General features: G+C 64.2%; 28 protein-coding genes. 8 read left to right on the forward strand and 20 right to left on the reverse strand.

Annotated features, from left to right (window positions below; all coding sequences use genetic code 11):
• The first annotated feature begins 1,054 nt into the window (after window positions 1–1,054).
• Window positions 1,055–1,426: a DUF3653 domain-containing protein gene (locus ACMZ91_RS07735; RefSeq protein WP_049463370.1), complete on the forward strand. Its 372-nt coding sequence runs from the start codon at window positions 1,055–1,057 to the stop codon at window positions 1,424–1,426.
• Between the two features lie 24 nt (window positions 1,427–1,450).
• Here ACMZ91_RS07735 and ACMZ91_RS07740 read toward each other — a convergent pair whose 3' ends face one another.
• From ACMZ91_RS07740 to ACMZ91_RS07760, 5 genes are all read right to left on the reverse strand, one after another.
• Window positions 1,451–2,035, reverse strand: a complete 585-nt coding sequence (locus tag ACMZ91_RS07740; RefSeq protein ID WP_414576503.1) for a hypothetical protein — start codon at window positions 2,033–2,035, stop codon at window positions 1,451–1,453.
• Between the two features lie 44 nt (window positions 2,036–2,079).
• Window positions 2,080–2,517, reverse strand: coding sequence for a DUF4124 domain-containing protein (locus tag ACMZ91_RS07745; RefSeq protein WP_080356585.1), 438 nt, complete (start codon window positions 2,515–2,517; stop codon window positions 2,080–2,082).
• A 363-nt stretch (window positions 2,518–2,880) separates the two neighbouring features.
• The gene (locus ACMZ91_RS07750; protein WP_049463372.1) at window positions 2,881–5,007 is read right to left on the reverse strand and encodes a hypothetical protein; all 2,127 of its coding nucleotides are present in this window, start codon (window positions 5,005–5,007) and stop codon (window positions 2,881–2,883) included.
• A 279-nt stretch (window positions 5,008–5,286) separates the two neighbouring features.
• Window positions 5,287–5,634 (reverse strand): hypothetical protein, encoded by a 348-nt coding sequence (locus tag ACMZ91_RS07755; RefSeq protein ID WP_223224610.1) that lies wholly within the window; start codon window positions 5,632–5,634, stop codon window positions 5,287–5,289.
• A gap of 39 nt (window positions 5,635–5,673) precedes the next feature.
• A complete protein-coding gene (locus ACMZ91_RS07760; protein WP_223224611.1) occupies window positions 5,674–5,952 on the reverse strand; it encodes a hypothetical protein in 279 nt (92 codons plus the stop codon).
• 211 nt (window positions 5,953–6,163) lie between these two features.
• Between ACMZ91_RS07760 and ACMZ91_RS07765 the strand changes: the two genes are divergently transcribed.
• The 3 genes from ACMZ91_RS07765 (at window position 6,164) to ACMZ91_RS07775 (ending at window position 8,205) form a co-directional block, all read left to right on the forward strand.
• Window positions 6,164–6,919: a tetratricopeptide repeat protein gene (locus ACMZ91_RS07765; protein ID WP_100437624.1), complete on the forward strand. Its 756-nt coding sequence runs from the start codon at window positions 6,164–6,166 to the stop codon at window positions 6,917–6,919.
• Window positions 6,920–7,377: 458 nt separating this feature from the next.
• A complete protein-coding gene (locus ACMZ91_RS07770) occupies window positions 7,378–7,734 on the forward strand; it encodes a hypothetical protein (protein ID WP_049401575.1) in 357 nt (118 codons plus the stop codon).
• A 24-nt stretch (window positions 7,735–7,758) separates the two neighbouring features.
• Entirely contained in the window at window positions 7,759–8,205 is a 447-nt protein-coding gene (locus ACMZ91_RS07775) for a hypothetical protein (protein ID WP_223224612.1), read from the forward strand.
• Between the two features lie 17 nt (window positions 8,206–8,222).
• On the opposite strand, the gene ACMZ91_RS07780 is transcribed toward ACMZ91_RS07775, so the two are convergent.
• The 12 genes from ACMZ91_RS07780 to ACMZ91_RS07835 all read right to left on the reverse strand — a co-directional run bounded on the left by ACMZ91_RS07780 (window position 8,223) and on the right by ACMZ91_RS07835 (window position 18,342).
• Window positions 8,223–8,954 (reverse strand): hypothetical protein, encoded by a 732-nt coding sequence (locus tag ACMZ91_RS07780; RefSeq protein ID WP_049463452.1) that lies wholly within the window; start codon window positions 8,952–8,954, stop codon window positions 8,223–8,225.
• A gap of 104 nt (window positions 8,955–9,058) precedes the next feature.
• On the reverse strand, window positions 9,059–9,280 hold the full coding sequence (locus ACMZ91_RS07785; RefSeq protein WP_049463373.1) for a hypothetical protein: 222 nt from the start codon (window positions 9,278–9,280) through the stop codon (window positions 9,059–9,061).
• Window positions 9,277–9,900 carry a nucleotidyltransferase family protein gene (locus ACMZ91_RS07790; protein WP_049463374.1) on the reverse strand — a complete coding sequence of 208 codons (624 nt, stop codon included), beginning with the start codon at window positions 9,898–9,900 and terminating at the stop codon, window positions 9,277–9,279. The genes ACMZ91_RS07785 and ACMZ91_RS07790 overlap by 4 nt, the downstream gene beginning before the upstream one ends.
• Window positions 9,876–10,937, reverse strand: coding sequence for an XdhC family protein (locus ACMZ91_RS07795; RefSeq protein WP_049463375.1), 1,062 nt, complete (start codon window positions 10,935–10,937; stop codon window positions 9,876–9,878). The genes ACMZ91_RS07790 and ACMZ91_RS07795 overlap by 25 nt, the downstream gene beginning before the upstream one ends.
• Window positions 10,938–10,946: 9 nt before the next feature.
• Window positions 10,947–13,151 carry an aldehyde oxidoreductase molybdenum-binding subunit PaoC gene (gene paoC / locus ACMZ91_RS07800; protein WP_049463376.1) on the reverse strand — a complete coding sequence of 735 codons (2,205 nt, stop codon included), beginning with the start codon at window positions 13,149–13,151 and terminating at the stop codon, window positions 10,947–10,949.
• Complete coding sequence (locus ACMZ91_RS07805) at window positions 13,151–14,101, reverse strand: FAD binding domain-containing protein (RefSeq protein ID WP_414576505.1); 951 nt, start codon at window positions 14,099–14,101, stop codon at window positions 13,151–13,153. The genes paoC and ACMZ91_RS07805 overlap by 1 nt, the downstream gene beginning before the upstream one ends.
• Window positions 14,098–14,745: an aldehyde dehydrogenase iron-sulfur subunit PaoA gene (gene paoA / locus ACMZ91_RS07810; RefSeq protein ID WP_049463378.1), complete on the reverse strand. Its 648-nt coding sequence runs from the start codon at window positions 14,743–14,745 to the stop codon at window positions 14,098–14,100. The genes ACMZ91_RS07805 and paoA overlap by 4 nt, the downstream gene beginning before the upstream one ends.
• 367 nt (window positions 14,746–15,112) lie before the next feature.
• A complete protein-coding gene (locus tag ACMZ91_RS07815; protein WP_032127302.1) occupies window positions 15,113–15,445 on the reverse strand; it encodes a hypothetical protein in 333 nt (110 codons plus the stop codon).
• Window positions 15,446–15,571: 126 nt separating this feature from the next.
• Window positions 15,572–16,087 carry an Ohr family peroxiredoxin gene (locus ACMZ91_RS07820; protein WP_049463379.1) on the reverse strand — a complete coding sequence of 172 codons (516 nt, stop codon included), beginning with the start codon at window positions 16,085–16,087 and terminating at the stop codon, window positions 15,572–15,574.
• 22 nt (window positions 16,088–16,109) lie between these two features.
• Window positions 16,110–16,877 carry an SDR family oxidoreductase gene (locus tag ACMZ91_RS07825; RefSeq protein WP_049463381.1) on the reverse strand — a complete coding sequence of 256 codons (768 nt, stop codon included), beginning with the start codon at window positions 16,875–16,877 and terminating at the stop codon, window positions 16,110–16,112.
• A 128-nt stretch (window positions 16,878–17,005) separates the two neighbouring features.
• On the reverse strand, window positions 17,006–18,037 hold the full coding sequence (locus ACMZ91_RS07830; protein WP_414576507.1) for a LysR family transcriptional regulator: 1,032 nt from the start codon (window positions 18,035–18,037) through the stop codon (window positions 17,006–17,008).
• The gene (locus tag ACMZ91_RS07835) at window positions 18,034–18,342 is read right to left on the reverse strand and encodes a sigma factor-like helix-turn-helix DNA-binding protein (RefSeq protein WP_087922603.1); all 309 of its coding nucleotides are present in this window, start codon (window positions 18,340–18,342) and stop codon (window positions 18,034–18,036) included. Before ACMZ91_RS07835 ends, ACMZ91_RS07830 begins: the two co-directional genes overlap by 4 nt.
• A gap of 89 nt (window positions 18,343–18,431) precedes the next feature.
• Between ACMZ91_RS07835 and ACMZ91_RS07840 the strand changes: the two genes are divergently transcribed.
• The 3 genes from ACMZ91_RS07840 (at window position 18,432) to ACMZ91_RS07850 (ending at window position 20,328) form a co-directional block, all read left to right on the forward strand.
• The gene (locus ACMZ91_RS07840) at window positions 18,432–18,911 is read left to right on the forward strand and encodes a carboxymuconolactone decarboxylase family protein (RefSeq protein ID WP_414576509.1); all 480 of its coding nucleotides are present in this window, start codon (window positions 18,432–18,434) and stop codon (window positions 18,909–18,911) included.
• Between the two features lie 55 nt (window positions 18,912–18,966).
• Window positions 18,967–19,371, forward strand: a complete 405-nt coding sequence (locus ACMZ91_RS07845; RefSeq protein ID WP_125893221.1) for a cupin domain-containing protein — start codon at window positions 18,967–18,969, stop codon at window positions 19,369–19,371.
• Between the two features lie 75 nt (window positions 19,372–19,446).
• On the forward strand, window positions 19,447–20,328 hold the full coding sequence (locus ACMZ91_RS07850; protein ID WP_049422314.1) for an RNA polymerase sigma-70 factor: 882 nt from the start codon (window positions 19,447–19,449) through the stop codon (window positions 20,326–20,328).
• Window positions 20,329–20,442: 114 nt separating this feature from the next.
• Here the strand turns inward: ACMZ91_RS07850 and ACMZ91_RS07855 are convergent, their stop codons facing one another.
• The 3 genes from ACMZ91_RS07855 to ACMZ91_RS07865 form a co-directional block, all read right to left on the reverse strand.
• Window positions 20,443–21,363 (reverse strand): MBL fold metallo-hydrolase, encoded by a 921-nt coding sequence (locus ACMZ91_RS07855; protein WP_257470676.1) that lies wholly within the window; start codon window positions 21,361–21,363, stop codon window positions 20,443–20,445.
• 272 nt (window positions 21,364–21,635) lie between these two features.
• Window positions 21,636–22,112, reverse strand: coding sequence for a nuclear transport factor 2 family protein (locus tag ACMZ91_RS07860; RefSeq protein ID WP_414576512.1), 477 nt, complete (start codon window positions 22,110–22,112; stop codon window positions 21,636–21,638).
• A gap of 61 nt (window positions 22,113–22,173) precedes the next feature.
• Window positions 22,174–22,743, reverse strand: a complete 570-nt coding sequence (locus ACMZ91_RS07865) for a TetR/AcrR family transcriptional regulator (RefSeq protein WP_071228241.1) — start codon at window positions 22,741–22,743, stop codon at window positions 22,174–22,176.
• A gap of 169 nt (window positions 22,744–22,912) precedes the next feature.
• On the opposite strand from ACMZ91_RS07865, the gene ACMZ91_RS07870 reads away from it, so the two are divergent.
• Window positions 22,913–23,866: an alpha/beta fold hydrolase gene (locus tag ACMZ91_RS07870; protein WP_049463389.1), complete on the forward strand. Its 954-nt coding sequence runs from the start codon at window positions 22,913–22,915 to the stop codon at window positions 23,864–23,866.
• Window positions 23,867–24,873: the final 1,007 nt, after the last annotated feature.

Below are 24,873 nucleotides of genomic sequence, written 5' to 3' on the forward strand. Positions count from 1 at the left end.
CTCGCCCTGAGTGTCTGCTGCGAACGACTGCTCCTGGCCGGAAGCGGACAGAAGATTTATCGCGCGTACGTTATCAGCAGAGTAGGGTGGCAGTACAGGAGACTTCGCATGGCCTGCGGCTTCACTTGCGCTCAGAGCGCGACGATGCTCTCACAGGTGAGAGAATTGCCACTACGCAAGCTGCAGAACTCCAGCACCTGGTTGACCAACTCCGCCTGCAGATCTCAGAGCTCACAGAGCAACGGGACACCGGGCTTCGGAGAGCCGATCGAACTGAGGCGGCGAGACAGCAACTGGATATTCGGCTTCAAGAAGCCCTGGAAACGGCGAAATCTGAGCGGGAGGACTGGACCGAGTACGTCAGATCTGTCGAGAATCGGGCGCTCAGCGATGTGATCGTGCCCGCCAAGAGGTCAAGGAACTCCAAGTGCAGCTAAGCAAGACATCCGAACAACACCGGGCCCTTGAGAAGCAGCTGCGTCAGGATATCCAGGCCGCCCAATCAGCGGCCACCACAGCCAGGCTGGAAGTGGCGCTCAAGCGATCCAAAGAAGTTCGCGTCGCTACGGATGTCAGGCCGAAACGCAAGCGGTCGAAGCAATGACCGCTTGGCTGCGATCCCGGCTAGTGACACGAATAAGGGTGAAATCTGGCTATTTGGCCGGCCCTGACACGAACCAGGGTCAAATTTGAAGCGAATTTGGCCCTGATTGTTGTCACTGGATGGACTGGGTCCCTCGAGAACCCTTAGAAATCAAGGAGGGGCGCGATCTAGGCATAAATGCCATCAGTTAGGGACACTGACACGCTTGAAGCCTTCAGAATTTTCTTGCGAATCCAGAAGGGGCGTGATCTAGGGACAAGCGCCTTCAATTAGGTGGATCGGCACAAGACGCGTGCCACCCACTCCAGCCTCGAATGGAACATAATATACATTATGCGAAATGTTGTATCGGTCGGCGGTCGGCTTTGTCGGCTCCGCATGGCAATGGCTGCGGCTCTGGCTTGGCTCTTGCCTCCCTGCAGGCTCCCCCGACAAGGAAGAGCTTGCAGCATGATCGAAATCGATCCGCATGACCGAACTGACCTAACCGGCCCTTGGGCCGGTTTCGGCTTCCAAGCTGGACACATGTTCACTCCCGAAGGTCACCAGCTGGAACCCTGCGATATGGCCTGGTGGTCCCTGATCTGCAACATTGCGCGGGAATGGCGACTGATGATGGCCGAGGCTCGCGCAGACTTGGCTGCGCGATCGGCTCCGGCCCCCACGGGATCCGCCACGGCGAAATCCGGCGTGATCTACCTTGCCGAAGTCCTCAGGATTCGCCGAGAACGGCGGTTGGGCGTCGGTGATCCTGGCTCCGGCGCCGAAACCTGCAATGTGGTCTACATGAGCCGTGGGCCGAGGTCCCGCCAGCGCGTGTGAGGCGCTTCCGTAGGGGCGCTGCCCCTACACCCCGGGGATCTTTCCGTGCTCGAACACCCACCACACCATCCGTGAAATGTAACCGCCGCCAAATAGCAGGACGGATATCTGCAGGAAAACGAGCCGCTTCTGCAGATTGCTCATGAGTGCAATGGAGAGAGCGCCTTCATATCTGTCCATGGCAAGCGTATTCCGCGCGATCCACCTCTCGCCGAATGGCGCGGCCTTAAGAACCAGCCGTTGAACGTCAATTGGTAAGGGGGAAATGTCGTAGGAAGCCGAACCGCCAAGGCGGTCCGTTTCCTTGGCTCCCATCTCATACGCAGCCTTCGCAGCCTGGACGCCAGTACCTGCTCCCTTAGCGGCGAACCCGATCACCATCGTGACAACACACGTGAAAAGCCATGCGGCAAGGACGTTTGCGCCAAGGGCGGCTGCTATTGAGGAGCCGGTGGAGATGGCGGCAATAAACGCAGCTCCGGCTGCGGCGGTCACATACGAGCTTAACGCCCCCACTGAATCTGACGTCGAGAAAGCCACCGTGCGAATCATCAAGCTCGCATGGAACTTGGCTTCGTTCAGATTGCTGGTCGAGAAATCTTCCGCCACCTAGGCCCTCCTGTCACTGTGAGTCCAAAGAATCACGGCTTTGGTTACTTGCATGCACGCCAAACCATGTCGTCCATGCGTCGCCCAACGTCAAATGGGCGATTGGTGCCATAGGCCCGGAAAACGCGCTCACGCTCGGCACGTGCTGCCTCGCACGCGTTGGCGTCCTTGTACTGCGAAACGTGATGTAGCTGGCCGCCACCACCGCCATTTCTGTAGACCGGAGCCGGGCGCGGTGCCGGTTGAGGCGTGACAGCGGCAGAATTCTGCTGCCTGATCATATCCAGGCGACGCTCATTGGCTGCGGATTCGGCAGAGCGCGGGGCAACCTCAACATTCCACGTTTTCGCCGCCTCACCATTGGCGCATGGCATCGACTGGTACTCAACGCGGCCCTTGGTGACGCACTTGTAAATCTGCTGAGCGCCTACTGGCGCAGCCATCACGCACAGCACCGCTGCTGCCGCAATCCTTGTGACCATGACTTCCCTCTGTAGCTGGGCCGAAGCTTACCTCCTTAGCCTTCAGGTTGGCGAGTACGGGCGGGGTCACAGCCTTGTGGGGATCGCTGGCGTGGTCATGTGGCTGCTGCTCTGGAATGAGGGCGTTTCCGGGAAGCTGCCGAGCGCCCTATCCCCACGCGCGATGGCGTTCCCATTGATGACCGCCCCACTCTGCTCGATCCGTTCTGGCTGCGCCGTTGGCTCTGCTTGGCAATGGCTGCGGCTCTGGCTCGGCTCTTGCCTGCCTGTAAGTTCCCCCGACAATTACGAGCCTGTTCCGTCCAGGTGTGCTTTGCCGGCCCCAAGCGGAAGCTCTCCCAAGTTGCCTGGTCTCGCTCTTACTCAAGGCCTTTCTCCGTCGGCGCGAACATCCCGCTCCGCCTTGAGAGATAAGGCATGTTTGAGTTGGTGGTGGAAGTTGTAGCTTTGATATGTCAGGTTTCTTAGAAAACCGAGTCGCTCGAAGAATTCGGCCGGCCCTTGGATCCCATCGAGCAGCCCAAAAAGCTGCGGGGCACTCAGGAACCAGTTGCCGAATGCGAAGGGGTCCTCCCCCTGAAAGCCAAGCTCTTCCCAAATCTGCAGGTGTCCGGTGAGCTTTGGCAACACCTTCTCGTTCAACTTTTTAAACTGACCCTTGAAGGTGTTCTGGATTGCAGGGTCGATCGCTCCGTAGCGAGCATTCAACATCGGCCACATCAGCTTTGAGATCGCAGTATGATCCTGGAAAAAACCAAAGTCGTACAGGGACAAAGCGATGCGATCGACGGTCTGGCCTCTCCAGGTCAAGGTGTGATTCACCTTCCGTGTTTCCTTATCGTAAAGCTCAAGCTCGCCGTGCTTTCGTAACTGCATCTCATGCCCAAAAGACTGCTCCATCGCCGCAACCACGCTGCCGGCGAGCGAGAGCAGTACGTCGACATCATTGCCGTTGGCGGCGTTTCGAGTGAGGGCCTTGGCCTTGGACTCAATGAATGCCAGGTTGCCAGCCTCGTCGATAACGATGTCGCACTCGCCATGGACCTTTGGCGTGTCGTAGTCGCCGGTATGAATCGCAATACCGTGCTGTGCGAACTCAAGTCGAATGAGCGCCTCGGCCCCTGCGCCAATCACCTTGCCCTGGAACGTGTCGGCACCTTCGTACCCGCGCACGGCACTGAGCACTGCCTCCACCATGCCCGGCCCGGCCACGGATCGATCTATGACGATAGCGCGCTTGCCATCCAGCCGGATCAATGGGCGCAGGTACAGGCTGTTGCCTGGGCCAGTTAGCGGATCTGCGCCGCGCACGGTCTGGTCGGTGGGACGGAAGAACTGCGAGTTTGGGCCCGTGGAAGGGTGCGAGAGCACGTCAAACAGGATGTGCTTGGCTAGCACAGGCGCCACGCCCGGAACGGTCTTGGCGATGTGCCGAAGGTCAAGAGAGACCGGACCGCGGCAATCTCCTATGGCCCGGTATAGCTGCTCGATGACGGAGAATACGTCATTTTTCGTCCAACCAGGACCGTAAGTTCTGTCAGCGGGAATCTCGGCCAGCAACGGCCGAAGCATGCGCAGCACATCGCTCGAGCGTAGTTGCGGAAAGGTGTAAATTGAGTCGTAGAGCGCTCGTCTCGTCAACGTCGCAACGAGCTTGTCGGTCGGGATCTGCGCAAAGATCGGCGGTGTGTAGTCCTGGACGTCATGAAGGGCGGCAAAATCCGTTGCTAGGCCGATAAGCTCTTCCCAAGCCTCGTTGCCAGGTCTGCGACTGTTGCGGCGGCAGACGTGCTTGGCGCTCAAGGCGATGAGGTAACCCCAAGGGAAGTCTGGTTCACGCGGACGCCCAACCCTCGTATCCCTGACGATCATGTACCGCTCCGAGTCGGCGTCATACGTTGCAATGGCCTTTCGGAACAACTCTCGGAGCAAGCTTAGTCCACCTAGATCGCCGATCAATTCCTCCAAGCGCGCGATCAACCGATCGTTAGTTTGCTGCGAAAGACGAAGTTGCGTGCGCTCGTGCTCCACCGGGAAACCGCGGTCAGCTAGGCGGCGCGCGGCGCGCGCAACCGCAAACTCGCGCGGGTAGCGCATGTCCAAGTTGTCAGCGTACCACTGGGTCAATAACGACTGCACGCGCGCGGCCTGGATCAAGGCTGTCCAGTCGATCGGCGCCGCGGTCTTGCGAGTATCGGGCGGCGCGGAGATCGAGCTAGCCGCCCCCAAAGTTTTCAATACCGGCTCGAGCGGTTGATCAAATAGCGCGTGCGCATATACGACTTCGGTTGTGAGGTCGCGGAGATGCTCTCGCACCCCGTACTGGTCGGGAGCGCTCAAGGCGCCCAAGCGCTTGTGGATAAGGTCCGACCACTGCGAAAGGCCTTTGCCGTGCGTCGCGATGCCGATGGCCTCCACGGCGGCACCCACGTCTTGTGACGGGTATAGTGCATCGAAGTCCTCGATGATGCGTTGGACCTCGCACAGCATGGGCTTACCTTGGGCGTTTGACGCTATCGTTTCAGACATTACTCGGTTAGCTCAGTCTTAATTAAGACAAACGGTACCGCATCCGGAGATCGTCATTCCACTGGTTCGCACGGGGAGCTAACTAACTAGTTCACCGAAGCGGGGAGTCGTCACTGGAGTGCATCCAAGGGAGCGCTCGGCCACCGCATACGGCAATCTAGGGCAAAAACGCCAAGCGCGAACGGGTACTCAATGTCTCGGTCGATCCAGAGCCATACCCCTGGTAGATCTTCCTAATCGCTACTGGGCTGACTTTGCAGGCGCTAAAGAACCACGCGCAACCTCCAATCTGCTGACATCGTCCGCACGCACAAGTAATGCATGCTTCTGCCCTGAGTCCCAAAACACATAACTATCACCAAAGCGACCCGCCAGTATCAGGCCGCCTTGCACCTTTCCGTCAACAGTCACAGCCACCGTGTGCTCGCTGCTATCGGCAGCGATCTTCTTGGTGCGCTCAGAACCAAGCCAGTTCGAAGAAAACGATACATAGACAAGCATCGCTAGGACATAGACCAGCCATGGTGAGTCCTTGAAGAAGGCCGGCAACACCGCCGACACGCGCACGATCACTGCGCAGATGGCCATCAAAGCTGTGCCTATCAGAAGCGGCCAGCCCTTCGCCCATCACATCAACGCGGCCGTGCCCACAAGGAAGATCGTCAAGACCAGCCATATCAACGGACTGGCCTTGGGCGTGTGCGTTGTCAGTTTGCCCTCAACCCAGCCGCCAAGCAGCAGGGCCACGAGCATGAAGAACAACACCAAACCGATGCCCGCTAAACCTGCCAGCGCAAGCTCACTCACTGCCACAAACTGAAAGGGATCCAGGCCGAAGTGGTCCCAATACGCCTTCAGATAAAAGCCCCCTTGAACCAAGCCAAACGTGACCAGCGCCGATCCCAACCAGCGACATTGGCCATCGCTAGTGCTTTTTGCGTACGTTCCATGTATTGCCCTCCATCAATGCAGCACCCTCACATAGTGACATGCAGCGCCCTACCTCGCAGAATCCAACCCTATTAACGTGACGCGTCACGCTCGATCGCCCCACCCCATTGGCACCCCACCCCTCCCCCACTATAGTTCCAGCCCCCACAAGGACGAGGCGGCGCACATGCCCTATATCGGAATCGGACTCCACGTACTGGCGGCCATCTACTTCGCGGTGCATGCCATCCGCTCGGGCCAGAGCCTCTATTGGCTCATCCTGCTCTTCTCGTTCCCGCTGCTCGGCAGCGTCGTCTACTTCCTGGCGATCTACTTCCCGGAAGTCCGCCACTCGCGCGGCGCCCGGCAGGCCATCCGCTCCGCCAAGCAGCTCATGGACCCGGGCCAGGACCTGCGTAACGCTCGCGCCGAGCTGGCGCGCACGCCCACCGTGCAGAATCGGGCTCGTCTTGGCATGACGCTACTGGATGCAGGCCAGGCCGAGGAAGCCAGAACCCTGCTCGAGCAGGCGGCCAGCTCGCCGCTGGGTGACGATCCCTACATCCTGACCGGCCTCGCCCGAGCCCGCCTTGAGTCCGGGCACGCCGCGCTGGCGGTGGAGACGCTGGACGGCCTGTTCGCCCGCCATCCGGATGTGCGCCGCAAGCCGGAACAGACCCTGCTTTACGCGCAGGCACTGGCAGTTACCCAGGCGCCCGGCACCCGCGCCGCATTCGAGCGCGCCGTGGAATGCGGAAACGATGCGGCCGCTCGCTGCCTCTACGCCGAATGGCTGATAGCGCAGCCGCAACCCGACGATCGCGAGCAGGCCCGCAGCCTGTTCGCAAGCATCATCGACGATGCCCAGCACTGGTCGCGGCATGCGCGCAGCCACAATGCGGCCTGGCTGGAGCGGACCAAGGCCGCGATGAAGGGCTGCTGACGCCTGTCGGGCTTTGGCAATCCTGTCGCATCCGCCTCGCTCACGGCTCCGCCGGGCGGATACCGACAGTTCGCAGGCCTGCACCACCGATATCGCCGATAGCATTGCAGCGCAAGGCTCCAGTCTCATTGCGCGGTATGCAACGATTCTGAAAATGTTGAAAGTGGTGTCGGCATCGGCCTTACTGCATTGGCATCACGCATAGGTCCGCGTATTCCTTGCCGTGCCACCGTGCATCGGTGGCCGGGATTCGAAACCCCGGTTCTACGCTGAAGTAAACGCTTGCCAGCCGGCATCACCCATCAGGTGGTGCCGGCTGGCAATCCGTCGGCCGGCTATGGCGGGCGGTGCGCGGAGGCCTTGTGCCTGCCGGTTTTAGCGTAGACCGGGTTTCGAACCTCGCACCGTCCGCCACCTTTATCGGTGGCGGCTTCTGCATGCATGCAAGGAGCCCAGCCATGACCCAGCCCCACTCCCCTGCCCCGCACGCGATCCACGACGCGCCCGCCAACGGCCCCGTGCTGGATCCGAACACGCTCGTCGCCCTGCTGCACAGCATCGGTTCGGGTGCCGCCTCCGATGGTCAGCCCTGGCCAGAGCGCCACCAAATGCCGGGCCGACGCATCGCCCTGGCCGACACCGACTGCTCGCTGGCGGGTCTTCGCGTGGTGCTGGAAATCCTGCTGGCCGCACAGCGCGCCCGCGAGAACGGTGAGTTGGAGCAATACGTTGGCCCGCGCGTCATGGAGGGCCTGATCATGGCCGGGTTGGGACTCACGGCGCATGCCATCGATCGAGTGCGCCCGGAGGGTTGAGTGGCCTGCTGCCGCTGGGCGGCCATGGCGCTGTCCATGGTTGCAGTGGTTACGGCGCAGTGCCAGTGGCCTGTGCCCCCCCTACCTTCGCCTCTCGCGTTCGAGACGATCCCTGGCTATCGCTTCTCAAATCTGCGCCGCCAGACGATCCAGTTCGTGGACGCTCGGCAATGGCAGGGATTCCACTTCGTGGAACGTAAAGAACACGGCAGCTTTCAGGTTCACTGCAGAGGCGTTCCGGTGCTGTGGCTGGAGAATCGCCCAGAGCACGTGCTGATGCAGACGTCGCTGGATGCGGAGCAGCGGGCGCCCGAAGTTCTGCAGTTGCGGGGGTTTCTTCAATGGCAGCTGCAGCCAATGGACTATCTGGAACAGGTGCTGATTGGCGTGCCGGAGCCTGTTCTGATGGATCGGGTGCTGGGGAAGCTCGCTGGTGTAGTGCCCGATGGGGCGCGATGTGCGGCGGAGTAGCCGAGCATGGCTCGGCTTTACAGGTGCGCGGTCTCGGCCGGTTCGGGCTCTTGTATGGAGCCTTCGAGAAGTGCGACGTAGGTGTCCAGGCGCGTGCGCAGGCCGGTCAACAGCCATCCTGTGAGGTAGAGCAGTACGAGCGCGTAGATGAGGAATGCGCCCAGCTGGCCGACGTCAAAAGCGCTGCTCCAGTCGCCCCATTTCCACTGCCGAAACTGCAGGTAGAGGGCGATCAGCAGCGGAAATGGCCCGAGGCGTTGCAGGCCGCCGTAGATCAGCCCCATGCGCTCGATCATGCTTGTGCGCAGGTGGGTGACGTACTTGAGGCGGCGCTCACGCTCGACCCTGGGGAATCCTCGAAGCTCGGCGATCACCGCTTGCCACTGGGCAAACTCGCCGTCCATTTCCTGCGCGTGCGACAGCCGTGGCTGCACGAACTGGCGGATTCCGCGGCGGGCCGCGAGAAATCCGCCGATGACAAAGCCTCCGATCTCCACCGCCAGGCACACCCTGACCAGAAGCAGCGCGGCCGTAAGCGGAAGCCATCGATCAGGCAGCTGGCTGCCGAGAATGCCGATGGCGGCCGCCAGCGCGCCCACGCGCAACGACCACCTCTCCAGCCGGCCGGCCTTGGGGTAGATGCTGTGCTGAGCCAGCCGCTGTACCCGCTGGTAAAGCCAACGGAAGGTCAGTTCCTGCTGCTTCGTCTGGTCCGGCGAATCGACTCCGCCCCCTGCCTGCATGTCCATTGCGTCCCCTGCCCCGCCGGCGCGCATGCCGGCGGCATCATCCTAGCCGAGCCAGAGCTATCTGAGCAGGTCCGGCAGCGGGTATTGGAAAGGTACGGCGGCGCTCAACCTGTGCCCCGCTCGCCTGACGACTTCACCGCTGCACGCCACGCCGGCCACGCCTGGCCCATCACGTTCAGCGCAGATCGGAGGAACCACAGCGCAATCACTGCACCCGCTGCGATGTCCGGCCAGCCGCTCCCGGCCAGTGCAACACCAGCGGCAGCCGCCAGCACGCCGAGGTTGGCGGCAACGTCATTGCGCAAGCGCTCGAGGGTGCGACTCACTCAGCATCGATCCAGCCCGCAAGGCGAGCACGCGCGAGATCTTCTGGCGTGTCGATATCCAGGGCCAGCTCCGGCGCTTGAAGGGCATGCACGGCATCGATGGGAAGCTGCCTCAAGCGCGCTCCGAAGCCGCGGTCACCGGTTGCGCCCGCAGCGTTGAACCATGCACGCGGCACTACTGCAGGAATGCCAAGCGCGTTTCCGTGACAAGTGCCCGCGCACCCTGATGCCGAGGCGCGGGCACCCAAAAGCAACGCCTGCAGATGGGAGTGCTCGATCGCGGGCTGGTCGCATGCCACGACCATCACGGCGGCCACCGTGGGCAGCAGGTGTGTGCCTGCGACCTGCAGGCTGCTGGCCAGGCCGCTTTCCCAGTGGTGGTTGGTTACCGGAGTCGCATCCAGTCCGGAAATGCTGGATGTCACGGCCTGTGCGTTCGCGCCCACCACCACCAACACCTGCGATGGCGCGAGCTCCAAGGACAACCGCACTACGCGATGTACAAGGCCCTCGCCCTGCCGGGTCAGAAGCTGCTTGGGCTGGCCGAGTCGGGTGCTCCCGCCCGCAGCAAGCACGACGACTGCATGCGCGGCCGTCATGTGCCGGCGGTGCTTCGCCATTGCTGCAGCTGCGCGGCGATGCTGAGCGAAATCGCCTCCGGCCCTCGGCCGCCGATGTTGAGGCCGACCGGCGATCGTAGTCTCGGGGACAGGCGGTGGCGCTGATCCGGAGTCAGCAGCTTGAACAGGTCCTCGCGCCTTCGCCGGGGCCCCAGCAGCCCAATGAAGGCAACCTCGGTATCGGCCAAGGCCACCAGCGCCTCCCGGTCCAGTTCGAAATCGTGGTGCATCACCAGCACCACGTCGCACGCGTCGGCATAGAGGGCCTCGGCCGGGCGCACCTGGAGCTGTGCATCCGCGCCCTGCCCCGCTGAGGACCAGCGAGCTCGTCGTTCGGCCACGCTGACCCGCCATCCCAGTCCCCGCAGCAACGGAACCAGGAAGGGCGTTTCTGGACCGCCACCCAGCACCAAAGCCCGTGGAAGCCGGGGCAACGGCAAACGCCATGCGCCCTCGCCAAAGGGCTGCGCCCCGTCCATCGGATGCAGCTGCCATGCCTGCTCGCAATTGCCGGCGCGGAAAGCGATCTGCCCCGACGTGCGAAGGTCGCGCTGGAGTGACACGCCGTCGCGCAACCAAGCCTCGATCACGTCGTCGATGCCGGACATGGCACGCAATGGCAGAAGCGCAATCCGAAGCCGGCCGCGGCAGCCGAGCGCGGACCCACTCAACAGGTCGTCGTCACTGCGGGTGTCGATCTCGATCCAGTCGACCTGCCCTGCCGCGCTCACCTGCTCCGCGCGTCGCGCGAGCTCGGGCTCCAGGCATCCGCCGCTGAGCCAGCCGACCTGGCTGCCGTTGCAGAACAGCACCATGTCGCCGGCACCGGCGTAGGTAGAGCCATCGGTTTCCAGCACCAGCGCGAGCACGGCGTGCTCCCCTGCGCGCACGCGCGTCAAGGCCGCCTCGAGCACGCTACGCGGGCTGCCTTCGGCGAGGAAGCCCTGCGCTGCGGACAGGTGCACGGCAGGATCCCTGGGCTCCACTCCCTCTGCCGCAGAGGCCTCCAGGGCGGGTGAGGCCACGGGTCGGTCCATGCGCAAGGGTCAGCCCACGTCGGGCAAGCCGGGCAACAGCTTGTCCAGGGTGATGGGATAGTTGCGCACGCGCACGCCGGTGGCGTTGTAGACCGCATTGGCGATCGCAGCGCCGACCCCACAGATGCCCAGCTCACCGACGCCCTTGGCCTTCATCGGCGAGATCACCGGGTCCAGCGTGTCGAGGAAGACCACGTCCTGGTGCGGAATGTCGGCGTGTACGGGAACCTCGTAGCCCGCAAGGTCGTGGTTGACGAACAAACCAAGCCGTTTGTCGACCACCAGTTCCTCCATCAGGGTCGCGCCTGCGCCCATCACCATCCCGCCAATGACCTGGCTGCGTGCGGACAGCGGGTTGAGGATCCGGCCGCCATCGCATACGGCAAGCATCCTGCGGATGCGCGTCTCTCCGGTGTAGGCATGCACGGCGACCTCGCAGAAATGCGCTGCATAGGTGCCGACATCGTAGCCCTGCTTGAAGTTGCCGAAGGCAATGCCGTCCTCTGCCGACAGTGTGCCCGCTTCGGCCAGGTCGATGGTCCGCCCACCCGCCTGGATACGGCCATTGGCGAAGTCTGCCGTATCGCCGTCGAAGCCCAGTTTCTCGCCCACCTTGCGGCGCAGACTGACGCACGCCGCGTACACGCCTGCGGTGGAGCTTGCCGCGCCCCACTGGCCACCGGAACCGGCTGAGGCGGGATGACGCGAGTCGCCGAGGGTCACCTGGACCCGGTCCAGCGGCACGCCCATGGTCTCGGCTGCCGTCTGCGCGATGATCGTGTAGGAGCCGGTGCCGATGTCGGTCATGTCGGTTTCCACGATCACCCCACCCTGGCCGTCAAGCCGTACCCGCGCCGCCGACTTCATCGTCGGCGCGCCGCGATAGCCCGCGGACACGCCCATGCCGACCAGCCAGTGCCCTTCCCTTACCTGCGCCGGCTTGGCGTTGCGCTTGTTCCAGTTGAAGCGCTCCGCGCCCTCGCGCAGGCAGCGCACCAGGTTGCGGTCGGAGAACTTCTTGGACGGATCGCCGGGCACGACCTCGGGCTCGTTGAGGATGCGGAACGCGATCGGGTCGAGGCCCAGCTTCTCGGCCATTTCGTCCATCGCCACTTCCAGCGCCATGTGGCCCGGCGCCTCGCCCGGCGCGCGCATTGCATTGCCTTCGGGCATGTCGAGCGTGGCGATGTAGTTGGCCACCAGGCGGTTGGCGCCTGCATAGAGCTTGGGCGTCTGCAGGGTGCCGTTCTCGCCGTCCTCGCCGTTGATATTGCCCGACCAGTTCTCATGGGCGATGGCGGAGATCCTGCCGTCTTTCGCGCAACCGATCCGGACACGTTGGATGGTCGCGTGCCGGTGCGTGGTGTTGTTGGGCATCAACGGGCGTTGCAGCGCGATCTTCACCGGCCGCCCGACCTGCCTGGCGGCCAGTGCAGCCAGCACCGCATCGGCGCGGATGAACAGCTTGCCGCCGAAGCCGCCGCCGATATAGGGCGAGTCCACGCGCACATTGCCAGCATCGATACCGAGGATCGCGGCCATGCCCTGCCTGGCCCAGTCGATCATCTGATTCGAGGTCCACAGGGTGAGCGTGTCGCCTTCCCATGCGGCGATGGTGGCGTGCGGCTCCATCATCGAATGACTTTCGTCGGCTGTGTGGTAGGTCTCGTCGAGCTTGACTGCCGCGCTCGCGTAGGCGCTGTCGAAATCGCCGAGCGTCTGCCGGTCGGGCTTGCCACCGCGCCCCTTTGCCAGCGGCGCGGACGGTGCCAGTGCTGGGAAATCGAAGCGCCCCTTGCCGCGCTCGTAGCGGGTGCGGATCAACGCCGCAGCGGCGCGGGCCTGCTCGAAGGTCTCTGCCACCACGCAGGCAATGGCCTGGTGGTAATGGGCGACCTCGGGCCCGCCGAACAATGGCGCATTGTTCCAGTTGGATGTGCCGACCGGTTTGGTCTCCGGTGCGGTGATCACCGCCAGTACGCCGGGGGCGGCACGTGCACGGGAGGCATCCATCGAGATGATGCGCCCCTTGCCGATGCCCGCGCCGACGATGTAGCCGTAGACCTGGTTTGGCGCCACGTCATGGCGCTCGTAGGCATAGGGGGCGGTGCCGGTGGTCTTGCGTGGGCCGTCGATGCGCGGCGTCGACTTGCCGACCACCTTGGCCTTGTCGAACAGGTTTTCGCCGGCGGGGGCGTTGAATTCGAGGGGCATCAGCGCTCTCCTTCGGCCAGAACGGCGGCGAGGGTGCGCTCTGCAAGCGCGATCTTGAACGCGTTCTCCTGCGTTGGACGGGCACCGGCGAACACCTGCCGGGTCGCGGCCTTGACGCTGTCGCGCAGCAGGGGTTCGGCTGCTTCGATGCGCCACGGGTTCGGTGCGACCCCGCCGAACGCGAACCGCGCCGAGCCGTCACGCTGCACGACCGCGGCGACCGACACCAGTGCGAACGCATAGGACGCGCGGTCACGCACCTTGTGGTACACGTGCCGGCCGTCCAGCGGCTCCGGCAGCGTGACGTGGGTGATCAGCTCACCGCGCTGCAGCACATTGTCCTGCTGCGGCGTGTCGCCAGGGGAACGATGGAAATTGGCAATCGGAATGCTGCGCGTGCTGCCATCGCCCTTGATGGTCTGGATCGAGGCGTCCAGCACACGCAAGGCCACCGCCATGTCGCCCGGATAGGTCGCGATGCAGCTGTCCGAGGTGCCGATCACGCCCATCTGCCGGGAGAACCCTTCGAGCGCGCCGCAGCCTGATCCGGGCAGGCGCTTGTTGCAGGGCAGATGGGGGTCGTAGAAGTACGGGCAGCGCGTGCGCTGCAGCAGGTTGCCGCCGGTGGTGGCCTTGTTGCGCAGCTGCCCGGACGCGCCTGCCACGATCGCGCGGGTCAGCACACCGTAGTCGCGGCGCACGCGCTCATGCGAGGCCAGCGCGGTATTGGTGACCAGTGTGCCGATGCGCAGGCCGCCGTCGTCTGTAGGTTCGATCCTGTCCAGGCCGATGTCCTGCACGTCGACCAGGTGCGCGGGCGTCTCGACCTCCAGCTTCATCAGGTCGAGCAGGTTGGTTCCTCCCGCCAGGAACTTGGCGCCCTCGGTGCCGGCGACGGCCTTGGCGGCCTCGGCAGGAGACTTCGCGCGCTCGTAACTGAAGACCTTCATGAGCGCCCCCTTCCAGAGGTCGCGCCAGCGACCTCTTGCATCGCCTCGGCAATGTTGGAATACGCGCCGCAGCGGCAGAGGTTGCCGCTCATGCGTTCACGCATCTCCATGTTGGTGGCGTGGGGCCGTGCGCTGACATCGGCCTGCGCATGGCTGGGGACACCGCGCTTGATCTCGTCCAGTACCGCCACCGCCGAACAGATCTGCCCCGGCGTGCAGTACCCGCACTGGTAACCGTCATGCTTGATGAAGGCGGCCTGCATCGGATGCAGGTCATCAGGGGTTCCGAGGCCTTCGATGGTAGTGATGGCATCGCCCTGGTGCTGCACCGCCAGGCTGAGGCAGGCATTGATGCGTTCACCGTTGACCAGCACGGTACAGGCACCGCACTGACCGTGGTCGCAGCCCTTCTTGGTGCCGGTCAGTTTCAGATGTTCGCGCAGGGCGTCGAGCAGCGTCGTGCGGGTGTCCAGCTCGAGCTCACGATGCGTGCCGTTGACGGTCAACGCCACCGAGCTGATGACCGGCGGCCTGGGCGGCGGGGATGCCGCCAGTTCGGCGGCGAGCGATGACGCCCCCGGTGCGGCGGACATCGCCATGGTCGTGGCGCCGCCGGCGATCACCTGGCGACGCGTCAACTTCATTCCTTCGTCCCAACTTGGCACAGTGACCTCCTGGCGTTCGGGGAAACCCCGTGGCTGGATGGACGCGCTCAGACTACCCAAGGGGCACTATGCCCGGCTGGGTAGTACAGATCTGTGAAGCCTGTCCAGGGTGTGCCGGCATCGTCGGCCGAGCCTGCTGGCCGGTCATCTTCAACGCCGCCTCTGGCAAACGTGCGCCTGGTGGACAGCGTATTGATGCCCAGGTAAAGCCGCCCAGACAGGCCCACGGCGCGCCATGGGCCTGTCTGCGGAACTGCGCCATGCGGCGCTCGGATACGGTGCTGCGTCGGTGGTCAGCAACCGCTGTGGTCCGGGCGAGCTGCCACGGCCGTGCGTGATGCTGGATTCATTGCCGTGTGGATCGACTGCGGGAAGACGCCAGAAGGATGAGCAGCACATAGCAGGCCAACGCCCCCAGGGCCAGGCCCATGGCCTCGAGTTCCCAGTTCCTGCGGTACGGAGAAGGCCCGATGAAGGCCCAGATCAACAGGAGCGCCCCAATCACGAGCATGGTCTTGTTGGCTGCTGAGATGAGCTTGGCTGCAGAGGGATACCCTAGATTGGGGTCGAACGGGCCGAGCATCCAGCCGAGGCTCTTGAAGTAGTCACGTGCAAGAAAGAACAGGAAGACAAACACCCCCATGAGCACGCTCGCCAGCAGCTGATAGTGCGGTTCCATGGCAGCCTCTTGAGGGGATCTGGCGTTTCCACGCGTGGACGATCCGCAGCTTAGCCGTATTTACATCAGGAGGGCATCCGTTGGCCGGAAGCGGACGTCAGGGCAATAGTCGAGCATGGCTCGACTCTACAGTGGCGGAGCCTGCGGGCCGACTCGCACATGCACCACATGGCTGATGCCACGATGGAACATCTTGGCGTACGGGCAGACGCGTTCGGTGTTGCGCACCAGTTCGCAGGCCAGGTTCGCATCCATGCCGGGAAGATGGACCACGATCTCGGCAGACAGCAGGTACAGCCCATCTGCCGGGTCACGGGCGAAGGTGACCGCCACTTCGACGCTGGGGTTGTGCAGCAGCAGGCCGGCACGCCCGGCCACCAGCACCATGGCGCCGTGGAAGCAACCGGCGTAGCTTGCGGCCAATAGCTGCTCGGGATTCGATCCGCCGCCAGGCCCTCCGAGTTCCTGCGGCAGCCGCAGGTCCACCGCCAGTGCACCGTCGTCCGATCGCACCACGCCGGACGCGCGCCCGTGCTGGGCCTGGCCGCCGGTCACCCGCACGCGGCCGGTGTACAGCGGCTGCACGTCGTCGCCCTGGTAGCGGTCCAGCATGGCGGGCGAAGGTGGCTTCAGCTCGGTCATTGGCAGGCGATCGATTCGTCGCTCAGGCGGGCTGCCGCTGCAACAGGCCGGACTGCTGCAGCCAGGCTTCGAAGCCGACCTGCCCCAGCCACGCCTGCCCCACCGGCACCAGCGTATCAATCTGCAGCGGCGCACCGAAGTACAGGGACTCGGCGTCTGCCACGACCTGCCGCGGGTCGCCGGTCCGCTGCAGATACTGCCTGGCCAGATCCGCCATCGCGGCGCGCTGGGGGCCCGCAATTTCCACTACGTCATTGCGGGGTGGCTGCTGCGCGATGCGTGCCACCGCTTCGGCAACATCCTCGGCGGCAATCGGCTGAACGTCGGCGACGGGTAAGCGCAGGGTCGCCCCATTGCCGGCGGACTGGATGATGCCCGGCAGGAACTCGAAGAACTGCGTGGAATGGATGATGGTGTACGGCAGGCCCGAATCGCGGATCAGGCGCTCCTGGGCGATCTTGCCGCGGAAGTAGCCGCTGGCCGCAAGCTTGTCGGTGCCTACGACGGAAAGCGCAACGTGGTGGCGTACGCCGGCACGGGCGGCGGCGGTCAGGATGTTGTGGCCAGCGGTCACGAAGAACGAAAGCACTGCCGCGTCTTCGAACGAGGGCGAGTTGGCCAGGTCCACCACCACGTCGACGCCTTTCATGGCGGCGTCCAAGCCTTCGCCGGTCAGAACATCCACCCCAGTGGAGGGCGCTGCCACCACGATGTCATGCCCGGCGGTGCGCAGGCGCTCCACCACCTTGCTGCCGATGCGGCCGGTACCACCGATGACGAGGAATTTCATGACGTGTCTCCTGGAATGTAGAAGGGGCGACCGGCTGTGGCCGGGCATGCTGGAATCGTAGGCAGCGTGGGCGCGGGGCAGTAGGTCCGCGCTGGGGCGCGCACTGTTGCCCGGCACGCACCAATGCTTCAGGCCCAGGCCGGCTGTGCGCCTGGCTTCATGGGCGTGGCCTGTTGGCGCGCTTCCCAATGCGAGATCACATCCAGCTCGAGCGCGCGCACCCGCTGCGTGCTGAAGTCGATGAAGGCCCGCACGCGCTTGGGAAGCTGGCGGCGGCTGAGGTAGCACAGGTAGTGGCCGCGATCGAGCGGCGCATGCCGATCCAGGCAGGTCACCACCCTGCCCGCCCACAGCGCTTCACGCACCTGATAGCTGGGCAGCTGGGCGATGCCCAGCCCGTCGATGACGGCCTGCAGGGCCAGATCGGCATCGTTGAATACCAGTGCGGCCGGCGGATGCAGGTGCACATCGGTGCCGTCGACCCGGAATTCCCAGGGCTGCATGCGTCCGCCCGGCAGGCGCCGCCCGATGCAGGCATGGGTGGACAGCGCATCCACCGACGCCGGCAGACCATGCGCCTGTACGTACGCCGGAGATGCACACACGACCAGCTGCATCGGCACCAGCTGCTTGGCGATCACCTGGCTGTCTTCCAGCAGGCCGTCGCGAAACGCTACGTCGATGCGGTCACCAGCCAGGTCGGGGGCCTGCTCGTCCAACAGCAGTTCTACCGAGACCTGCGGGTACTCGGCGCGGAAGGCGGCCAGCAGGGGGGCGATCACCCGCCGGCCGAAGCCGTGGCTGGCACTGATGCGCAGGTGCCCGCGCGGCGGGCCCTCGCGCAGGTCGCGCATTTCCTCCAGCGCCTGCAGGATGCAGTTCACGCCTGGGTTGCAGCCTTCCAGGAACAGCTCGCCTTCGCGGGTCAGCGTGGTCGAACGCGTGGTGCGCAGGAACAACCGCACGCCCAGCTGGCTTTCCAGCTTCTGCACGCTGCGGCTGACGGCCGAACGGCCGATGCCGAGGCGGTCGGCCGCGCGGGCGAAACTGCCCTCGGCCGCCACTGCAATGAAGGCCAGCACGCCGGCGTAGCTGGTGGAGAAGGATGCATTGAGCGCATCGTGGCCGTCGCTGGCCGGGCTGGGCTGTGCGGTGTTCATGGGCGGCCTGGCTCCAGGCGGGCACGGTGTGCGTGCAGGTGGTTCCGCGCCAGCGCCAGGCGCTGTCTGCACGCGGAAAGGTCGAGCCCCAGCAGGGGCACGATGTCCTCGAACCCGGCGCCCAGCACGTCGTGCAGCAACAGCACCGCACGTGCATCGGGCGGCAATTCGCGCAGTGCAGCCAGGAAGGTCTGCCAGACCTGCTCACTGGCAGGGCGGAATGCGGTGCGCAGGTGCGTTGAGGTGTCCATGCCCGGCAGACGGCCGAGCATCGGCCGCTGTGACAGGCCATTGGTGTTTTTCATGCAACAGCATGCGGCCCGGCCCCGGCCTACCGGCAGTGCGGTCGCAGGCCTAGCCTCGCTGTGTCCTTCACTCGCTACAGGAACACGCCATGACCGCACGTCTGGATTACGCCGCGCAATCGCCGGAACTGTTCAAGAAGCTCGGCCTGTACTCGCATGCCGCCCATACCGCCTCGATCGAAGCGGCCATCATCGATCTGGTCAACATCCGTGCATCGCAGCTCAACGGCTGCGGTTTCTGCCTGGACATGCACGTGAAGGAGGCCACCCTGCGCGGCGAGCGCCCGCTGCGCCTGCATCACCTGGCGGCATGGCGTGAATCGACGCTGTTCAGCCCGCGCGAGCGCGCCTGCCTGGCCTGGACCGAGGCGCTGACTCAACTGCCGGCGCAGGGTGTGCCCGACGAGCTGTACGCGCGTGTGCGCGGCCAGCTGTCCGAGCAGGAGATCGTCGACCTGGCCCACGCGGTGATGGCGATCAACGCCTGGAACCGCGCCAACGTCGCCTTCCGTACCACGCCCGGCACCCTGGACGCGGCCTTTGGCCTGGACAAGGCCGGCCTGGCCTGATCGTTCCGCCGCTGCCCCATGCAGCGGCCCTCCCCTACCGCACTGGAGACCTGCCATGCGTCGTTCTGTTCTGGCCCTGCTTGCGCTGCTGCCACTGTGCAGCGCTGCCGCCACCCCGCCCCCTGCTGCGCCCGAGCCCCTGGTGCACGAGGTGATGACCCGCGCCCTGCCGGAGCAGCCCGGCAAGGAGGCGCTGATCCTTACCGTGGAATACCCGCCGGGTGGCGCCGATCCGGTGCACCGACACGATGCCCATGGCTTCGTCTACGTCCTGGAAGGACGGATCGTGATGGGCGTGGCCGGCGGCAAGGAAGTCACCCTCGGCCCGGGCGAGGCCTTCCATGAAGGCCCGGCCGATCTGCACACCGTGGGTCGTAACGCCAGCGCTACCGAGCCGGCGAAGTTCGTGGTGTTCCTGATCAAGGACATCGGCAAGCCGGCAGTTCTGCCACCGCACTGATCTCACGTCCGGCGCTGGCAACAACGACAGGTCCCCGGGTGTCACAATCCGGGGACCTGTCCCGTCTACGCTGGCATGGACGATTCCACTGCGCTGTTCTCCCGCCTCCGCCCGCGCCTGTTCGGCGTGGCCTACCGCATGCTTGGGTCTTCGCACGAAGCCGAGGACGTGGTGCAGGATGTCTGGCTGCGCTGGCATGGCGCCGACCCGTCACAGATCGAGAATCCCGAAGCCTGGCTGGTGGCCACCACCACCCGTCGCGCCATTGATGGCCTGCGCCTGGCACGGCATACGCGCGAACACTATGTCGGCATGTGGTTGCCCGAGCCGCTGCTGACCGATGACACCAGCACGCCTGAATATGTGCTGGAAACCGCCAGCGATCTGTCGGTCGCCTTCCTCAGCGTGCTGGAGCGGTTGGCGCCGGATGCGCGTGCGGCCTTCCTGCTGCACGACGTGTTCGATCAGGACTACGCGGTGGTCGCGCGCACCCTGGACAAGACAGAAGCCGCCTGCCGGCAGATCGTGCATCGCGCACGCCTGCAGCTCAGGCAGGAGCGCCCGCGCTACAACGTCCCGCAGGAGGTGCACCAGAAACTGCTGCGCCGTTTCGCCGAGGCTGTATCCAGCGGCGATTTCCGCACGATGAAGGCGCTGATGGCCGAGTCGGCCGAGCTGGTGGGTGACGGCGGCGGCATCGTCACCAGCTTCCCCAAGCCGATGGTCGGGGGCGCACGCATTGCCCAGCTGCTGTATGCCCCGCACCTGCGGCGCAGCGCGCAATTGCGGATGGTGCCGGCCATGCTCAACGGACGGCTGGGACTGCTGCGCTATTTCGATGGTGAGCTGGAAGCGGCGATGGCTTTCGAGACCGATGGCGAACGGATCACGCAGATCCTGGTTCAGCGCAACCCGCACAAGCTGCAGCGGCTGGCACTACCCACCTCCATCCAGTAGATCCGCGCCCCGCGTGGATGGCATCCATTGCGACCTCGTTCTTGCGGGATTCGACCGGGGCGCCGATGCGCCCCGATCGTGAACGCCTGCCTGCGCAACGGCCGCAGGACCCGATCAGAAGTCCCAGAACACCGGCACCCAGCGGAAGGTCTCGCCCTCCAGCGACACCCGGCCCACTGACGGGAACGGAAGATGCGTGGCCACCAGCATTTCGCCGGTGCCTGCCAGTTCCTTCAGCAGGGCGATGCGTACGCGCGCGGATTCCTCCGGGTCGTGCTCGAAGCCGTTGTGCCAGTTCGGCTGGTCGAAGCCGACCGCGAACACCGCGTCACCGGCGAAGGTCAGGGCCTGCCCGGCAGACGCCACGCGCACCACGCAGTGGCCCGGGGTATGCCCACCGGTGCGGCGGGCCGTCACGCCCGGCGCGATCTGCTGTTCGTCCTGGAAGGTGTGCACGTAGCCGCTGTACTCGGCCCAGAAGTGCTTGGCCGTAGCGCGCAGCGCATCGGGGAACCCCTGCGGCATGTTGGTACGGCTGAAGTCCGGCGACTTCCAGAACTCCACCTCTGCCGCGGCCACGTGGATCTTCAGGTCCGGGCGCAGCTGTTCCTTTACGCCTTCAACCAGCAGCCCACCGACGTGGTCCATGTGCATGTGGGTGATCACCACATCGGTGATTTCGCCCAGGTTGATACCGGCGGCACCGAGGCGGCGGATCAACTGGCCGGCGCGCGGCAGCTGCAGGTCCGGGTCCATGCCCAGGCCGGCATCGATGAGGATGGTGCGATCACCGCTGTGCACCACCATCACGTTCAATGCCCAGTCGAAGGCATCCTGCGGCAGGTACATCTCTTCGAACCATTCGGCACGGTCGGTGGCCGGTACGTTGTGGCCGAGCATCTGGGTGGGCAACGGCAGGACGCCATCGCTGATCACCAGCACTTCGACGTCGCCCACCTTGAGGGCGTAGCGCGAGGGCACCAGTTCATCGAGGGCGGGGGCAATGGGCGCGGCGGTGTTTTCCAGACTGAACATGAGGGATCTCCACGAAGGGGCATTGGGCGGGAAGCGATGCAAGGCTGGCGCGGAACGATTCCGGGCGCTTTCCCACGGCGCAGGGCGTGGCGTTGCCAGGGCACGATGCCTGGCAGGCCAGCGCTGCAGGGTTCATGGGAAGGCGGGCCACTGCGCACGCGGTGGGCCCGGAACACGGCTTGTGCCGTGTGCGATCAGCCTAGGCAGCACACCGTTGCCGCGGTAGGCCCGTGGAGGGGGACGTGATGTTGCATTCCAGGAAGCAATGCGAATCACATACCCAGATCAGACAGCCCCGGATGATCATCGGGGCGGCGCCCCAGCGGCCAGTGGAACCTGCGGTCACTTTCCTTGATCGGCATGTCGTTGATGCACGAAAAGCGGCGCTGCATCAATCCATCGGCGCCGAATTCCCAGTTCTCGTTTCCATAGGAACGGAACCAGTTGCCGGAGTCGTCATGCCACTCATAGGCGTAGCGCACGGCAATGCGGTTGTCGGTGAAGGCCCATAGCTCCTTGATCAGCCGGTACTCAAGTTCCTTGTTCCACTTGCGGGCCAGGAACTGCCGGGCCTCCTCGCGGCCATGGGTGAACTCGGCACGGTTGCGCCACTCGGTGTCCAGCGCATAGGCCAGCGAAACCTTGTCGGCATCGCGGGAGTTCCAGCCATCTTCGGCAAGGCGAACCTTCTCGATGGCCGATTCACGGGTGAACGGGGGGAGTGGCGGACGGGGTGCTTCAGTGGACACGGTGGGGCCTCCAATCAAATGGATGAACGGGGTGCTTCGACGGATTTTGATGACTCAGGCGTCAGCGCCTGGCCTGCTCCAACAGCACTTCTGCAACATCCCTTGCAGTGTCTGCGGCGTTGTAGTCACCCATCACGCGCGAGACGGTGATGGCGCCTTCCATGAGAACCAGCAGCTGCCGCGCCAGTGCGTCCGGCTGCTGGATATCCAGTTGCGTGGTGAGTTCCAGCGTGTAATCCAGCAGCTTCTGCTTGTGATGTTTGGCGATGTGGCGAATCGGATCATCGGGGTCGCCGACCTCGCCTGCGGTGTTGATGAAGGCGCAGCCGCGATAGCCCTCGGACTGGAACCAGCCCTTGAGCACGGTGAACATGCCGAGGATGCACGCTTCCGGGGTGTCGGCCTTGTTGCACTCCTGCTGGAACCAGGTGAGCCAGCGCACGTCGCGCGCGTTCAATGCCGCAGCGGCCACCTGGTCCTTGTTTTCAAAGTGCCGGTAGATGCTCTTCCGGGCAACGCCGGAGGTCTTCACCAGCAGGTCCATGCCGGTGGCGTGGATCCCGTTCTGGTAGATCAGCGCCTCGGCCGTGGCCAGGATCTTCTGCTGGGTATCGGAGGTAGTTGTGTTCACGGCGCCAAGGTAGAATGATCATTCTACCCTGTCAACAGGCGGCACGACGGCCTTTCGCGTGGGCACGCTTGCTCAGGACGATCTATCAAGAAATTCGTACATGTCATCATCCAGGCGCCCGATTTCGGCCGCAAAGTACGTCTCACCACCCACCCATGAGACGCCCCGCATGAACACCTTTGCCCGTTCCCTGGCCGTTGCCGCCCTCGCCCTCTCGGTCCAGGCCGGCCTGTCCGCGCAGGCCGCCGAACCGGCCAAGCCGGCGGCAGTCACCAGCATCGCGCGCACCGCCAGCTACATCACCACCGCTGATGGCGTGCAGCTCTACTACAAGGACTGGGGCCCGAAGGACGGCCCGGTCGTTACCTTCAGCCACGGCTGGCCGCTGAACTCGGATAGCTGGGAATCGCAGATGATCTTCCTGGCCAACCACGGCTACCGCGTCATCGCGCATGACCGTCGTGGCCACGGCCGTTCCAGCCAGCCTTGGGATGGCAACGACATGGATCACTACGCCGATGACCTGGCCACGGTGATCAACACGCTCGACCTGCATGATGTCACCCTGGTGGGCTTCTCCACTGGCGGCGGCGAAGTGGCGCGCTACATCGGCCGTCATGGCACCGGCCGGGTGAAGAAGGCGGTGCTGATCAGCTCGGTGCCGCCGCTCATGCTGAAGACCGCCGACAACCCCAATGGCCTGCCGATCGAAGTGTTCGATGGCATCCGCAAGGCGCAGATGGACAACCGCGCGCAGCTGTACAAGGACATCCCGTCGGGCCCGTTCTACGGCTTCAACCGCCCGGGCGCGAAGGTGTCTCAGGGCTTGATCGATGCGTGGTGGGCGCAGGGCATGCAGGGTGGCCACAAGAACACCTACGATTCGATCGCCGCGTTCTCGGCCACCGACTTCCGCGCCGACCTGAAGAAGTTTGATGTGCCGACGCTGGTGATCCACGGTGATGACGATCAGATCGTGCCGATCGACATCTCCGGCCGCCAGTCGGCGAAGCTGATCAAGGGCGCCAGGCTGATTGTTTACCCGGGCGCGCCGCATGGCCTGACCGACACCCACAAGGACAAGGTCAACCAGGATCTGCTGAACTTCCTGCAGGAGAAGTGAGTAACCGGGGCTCCGGCATCGCGCCGGAGCCCGTCTCACATCAGAGTGTTTCTGCCCCGTCGCGTGTCCGTTCCCGGTCAGAGTCGCCCCCGTGCGGATTCGGACGATGCAGAATTTCATCCGGGCCCGGCTGCAAGGGCGTGGAAATGGCCATGCCAGAACCTCGGTACCTGGCAGTAATCCTCTACCCCTCGTTCGCAAGATAACTCGGCTTTACAGGGAGCGAGCGGGTAATCTGAAAACACGCGTTCGTGAAGGTGGTCACGGTTAAGTCCAGGGAAAGTCAATACCGTCAATCTCGCTGTAACGTAATTGTTGAAGATGCGAGTGGATTCCGGGCGGGCCAACAATCAGCTGTGACATGGAGGTGGGGATGTGCACGGTATCTTGCAGGTCTTCAGCAAAGCTTGCGGCTCTCCTTTATTTGATGATTGCCTCCTGCATCGCCGCGATCATGCCGGTTGGCGCCAAAGAGGGCCGATCACTTGTGCTTGTCAGACTCTCACCTGAGCAGGGGGCGGTCCTGGCAACCGGGCTACTCAGGGGGGTGTTGAGGCCAATCAACGGCTGTGTCTACTTCGTGGATCCAGGTGGCACGGCATATCTTGCAGCATGGCCTCACAATTACTCGCTGGCCATGAAGCGGGGCGCTCCCGTAGGCGTGCAGGATGAACGATCGGGGGAAATAATGGAATTCGGAATCGCCGCATCATTCGGAGGGGGGCATGGCGGTGAATCGCTCCGTTCGAGTCTTGCTGCGTCCATTCCGGATGCCTGTACTGGCCCACTCATGACGATTCACTTGATGCGTCAGGCAAAGGAGCAGCCATGATCAATCTGCGCACGAAGCTATCCATGCGTGCCCTGACATTGTCCGCCCTCGGTGCGTTCGCATTCTCCCTGCACAGCCAGCCGATAACTGGCAACCCCACGGCACACACCTACTCGCGAACGTTCAATGTATCTGAGGCCGATGGGGGATGTGATCTGCAAGAGTGGAATTCATG

Origin of the sequence: Stenotrophomonas sp. FR024 (assembly GCF_047500745.2) — a bacterium.
Taxonomy (GTDB): domain Bacteria; phylum Pseudomonadota; class Gammaproteobacteria; order Xanthomonadales; family Xanthomonadaceae; genus Stenotrophomonas; species Stenotrophomonas maltophilia_A.

Bases quoted from the DNA above. Each gene is read 5' to 3' on its own strand.
- ACMZ91_RS07815 (WP_032127302.1), bottom strand. From the start codon at position 15,445: ATGGAACCGCACTATCAGCTGCTGGCGAGCGTGCTCATGGGGGTGTTT.
- ACMZ91_RS07780 (WP_049463452.1), bottom strand. From the start codon at position 8,954: ATGGACATGCAGGCAGGGGGCGGAGTCGATTCGCCGGACCAGACGAAG.
- ACMZ91_RS07745 (WP_080356585.1), bottom strand. From the start codon at position 2,517: ATGGTCACAAGGATTGCGGCAGCAGCGGTGCTGTGCGTGATGGCTGCG.
- ACMZ91_RS07820 (WP_049463379.1), bottom strand. From the start codon at position 16,087: ATGACCGAGCTGAAGCCACCTTCGCCCGCCATGCTGGACCGCTACCAG.
- ACMZ91_RS07835 (WP_087922603.1), bottom strand. From the start codon at position 18,342: ATGAAAAACACCAATGGCCTGTCACAGCGGCCGATGCTCGGCCGTCTG.
- ACMZ91_RS07855 (WP_257470676.1), bottom strand. From the start codon at position 21,363: ATGTTCAGTCTGGAAAACACCGCCGCGCCCATTGCCCCCGCCCTCGAT.
- ACMZ91_RS07845 (WP_125893221.1), top strand. From the start codon at position 18,967: ATGCGTCGTTCTGTTCTGGCCCTGCTTGCGCTGCTGCCACTGTGCAGC.
- ACMZ91_RS07870 (WP_049463389.1), top strand. From the start codon at position 22,913: ATGAACACCTTTGCCCGTTCCCTGGCCGTTGCCGCCCTCGCCCTCTCG.
- ACMZ91_RS07840 (WP_414576509.1), top strand. From the start codon at position 18,432: ATGACCGCACGTCTGGATTACGCCGCGCAATCGCCGGAACTGTTCAAG.
- ACMZ91_RS07770 (WP_049401575.1), top strand. From the start codon at position 7,378: ATGACCCAGCCCCACTCCCCTGCCCCGCACGCGATCCACGACGCGCCC.
- ACMZ91_RS07775 (WP_223224612.1), top strand. From the start codon at position 7,759: ATGGCGCTGTCCATGGTTGCAGTGGTTACGGCGCAGTGCCAGTGGCCT.
- ACMZ91_RS07735 (WP_049463370.1), top strand. From the start codon at position 1,055: ATGATCGAAATCGATCCGCATGACCGAACTGACCTAACCGGCCCTTGG.
- ACMZ91_RS07805 (WP_414576505.1), bottom strand. From the start codon at position 14,101: ATGAAGGTCTTCAGTTACGAGCGCGCGAAGTCTCCTGCCGAGGCCGCC.
- ACMZ91_RS07750 (WP_049463372.1), bottom strand. From the start codon at position 5,007: ATGCTGTGCGAGGTCCAACGCATCATCGAGGACTTCGATGCACTATAC.
- ACMZ91_RS07755 (WP_223224610.1), bottom strand. From the start codon at position 5,634: ATGGCCATCTGCGCAGTGATCGTGCGCGTGTCGGCGGTGTTGCCGGCC.
- paoC (WP_049463376.1), bottom strand. From the start codon at position 13,151: ATGCCCCTCGAATTCAACGCCCCCGCCGGCGAAAACCTGTTCGACAAG.
- ACMZ91_RS07825 (WP_049463381.1), bottom strand. From the start codon at position 16,877: ATGAAATTCCTCGTCATCGGTGGTACCGGCCGCATCGGCAGCAAGGTG.
- ACMZ91_RS07765 (WP_100437624.1), top strand. From the start codon at position 6,164: ATGCCCTATATCGGAATCGGACTCCACGTACTGGCGGCCATCTACTTC.
- paoA (WP_049463378.1), bottom strand. From the start codon at position 14,745: ATGAAGTTGACGCGTCGCCAGGTGATCGCCGGCGGCGCCACGACCATG.
- ACMZ91_RS07830 (WP_414576507.1), bottom strand. From the start codon at position 18,037: ATGAACACCGCACAGCCCAGCCCGGCCAGCGACGGCCACGATGCGCTC.
- ACMZ91_RS07790 (WP_049463374.1), bottom strand. From the start codon at position 9,900: ATGGCGAAGCACCGCCGGCACATGACGGCCGCGCATGCAGTCGTCGTG.
- ACMZ91_RS07850 (WP_049422314.1), top strand. From the start codon at position 19,447: ATGGACGATTCCACTGCGCTGTTCTCCCGCCTCCGCCCGCGCCTGTTC.
- ACMZ91_RS07795 (WP_049463375.1), bottom strand. From the start codon at position 10,937: ATGGACCGACCCGTGGCCTCACCCGCCCTGGAGGCCTCTGCGGCAGAG.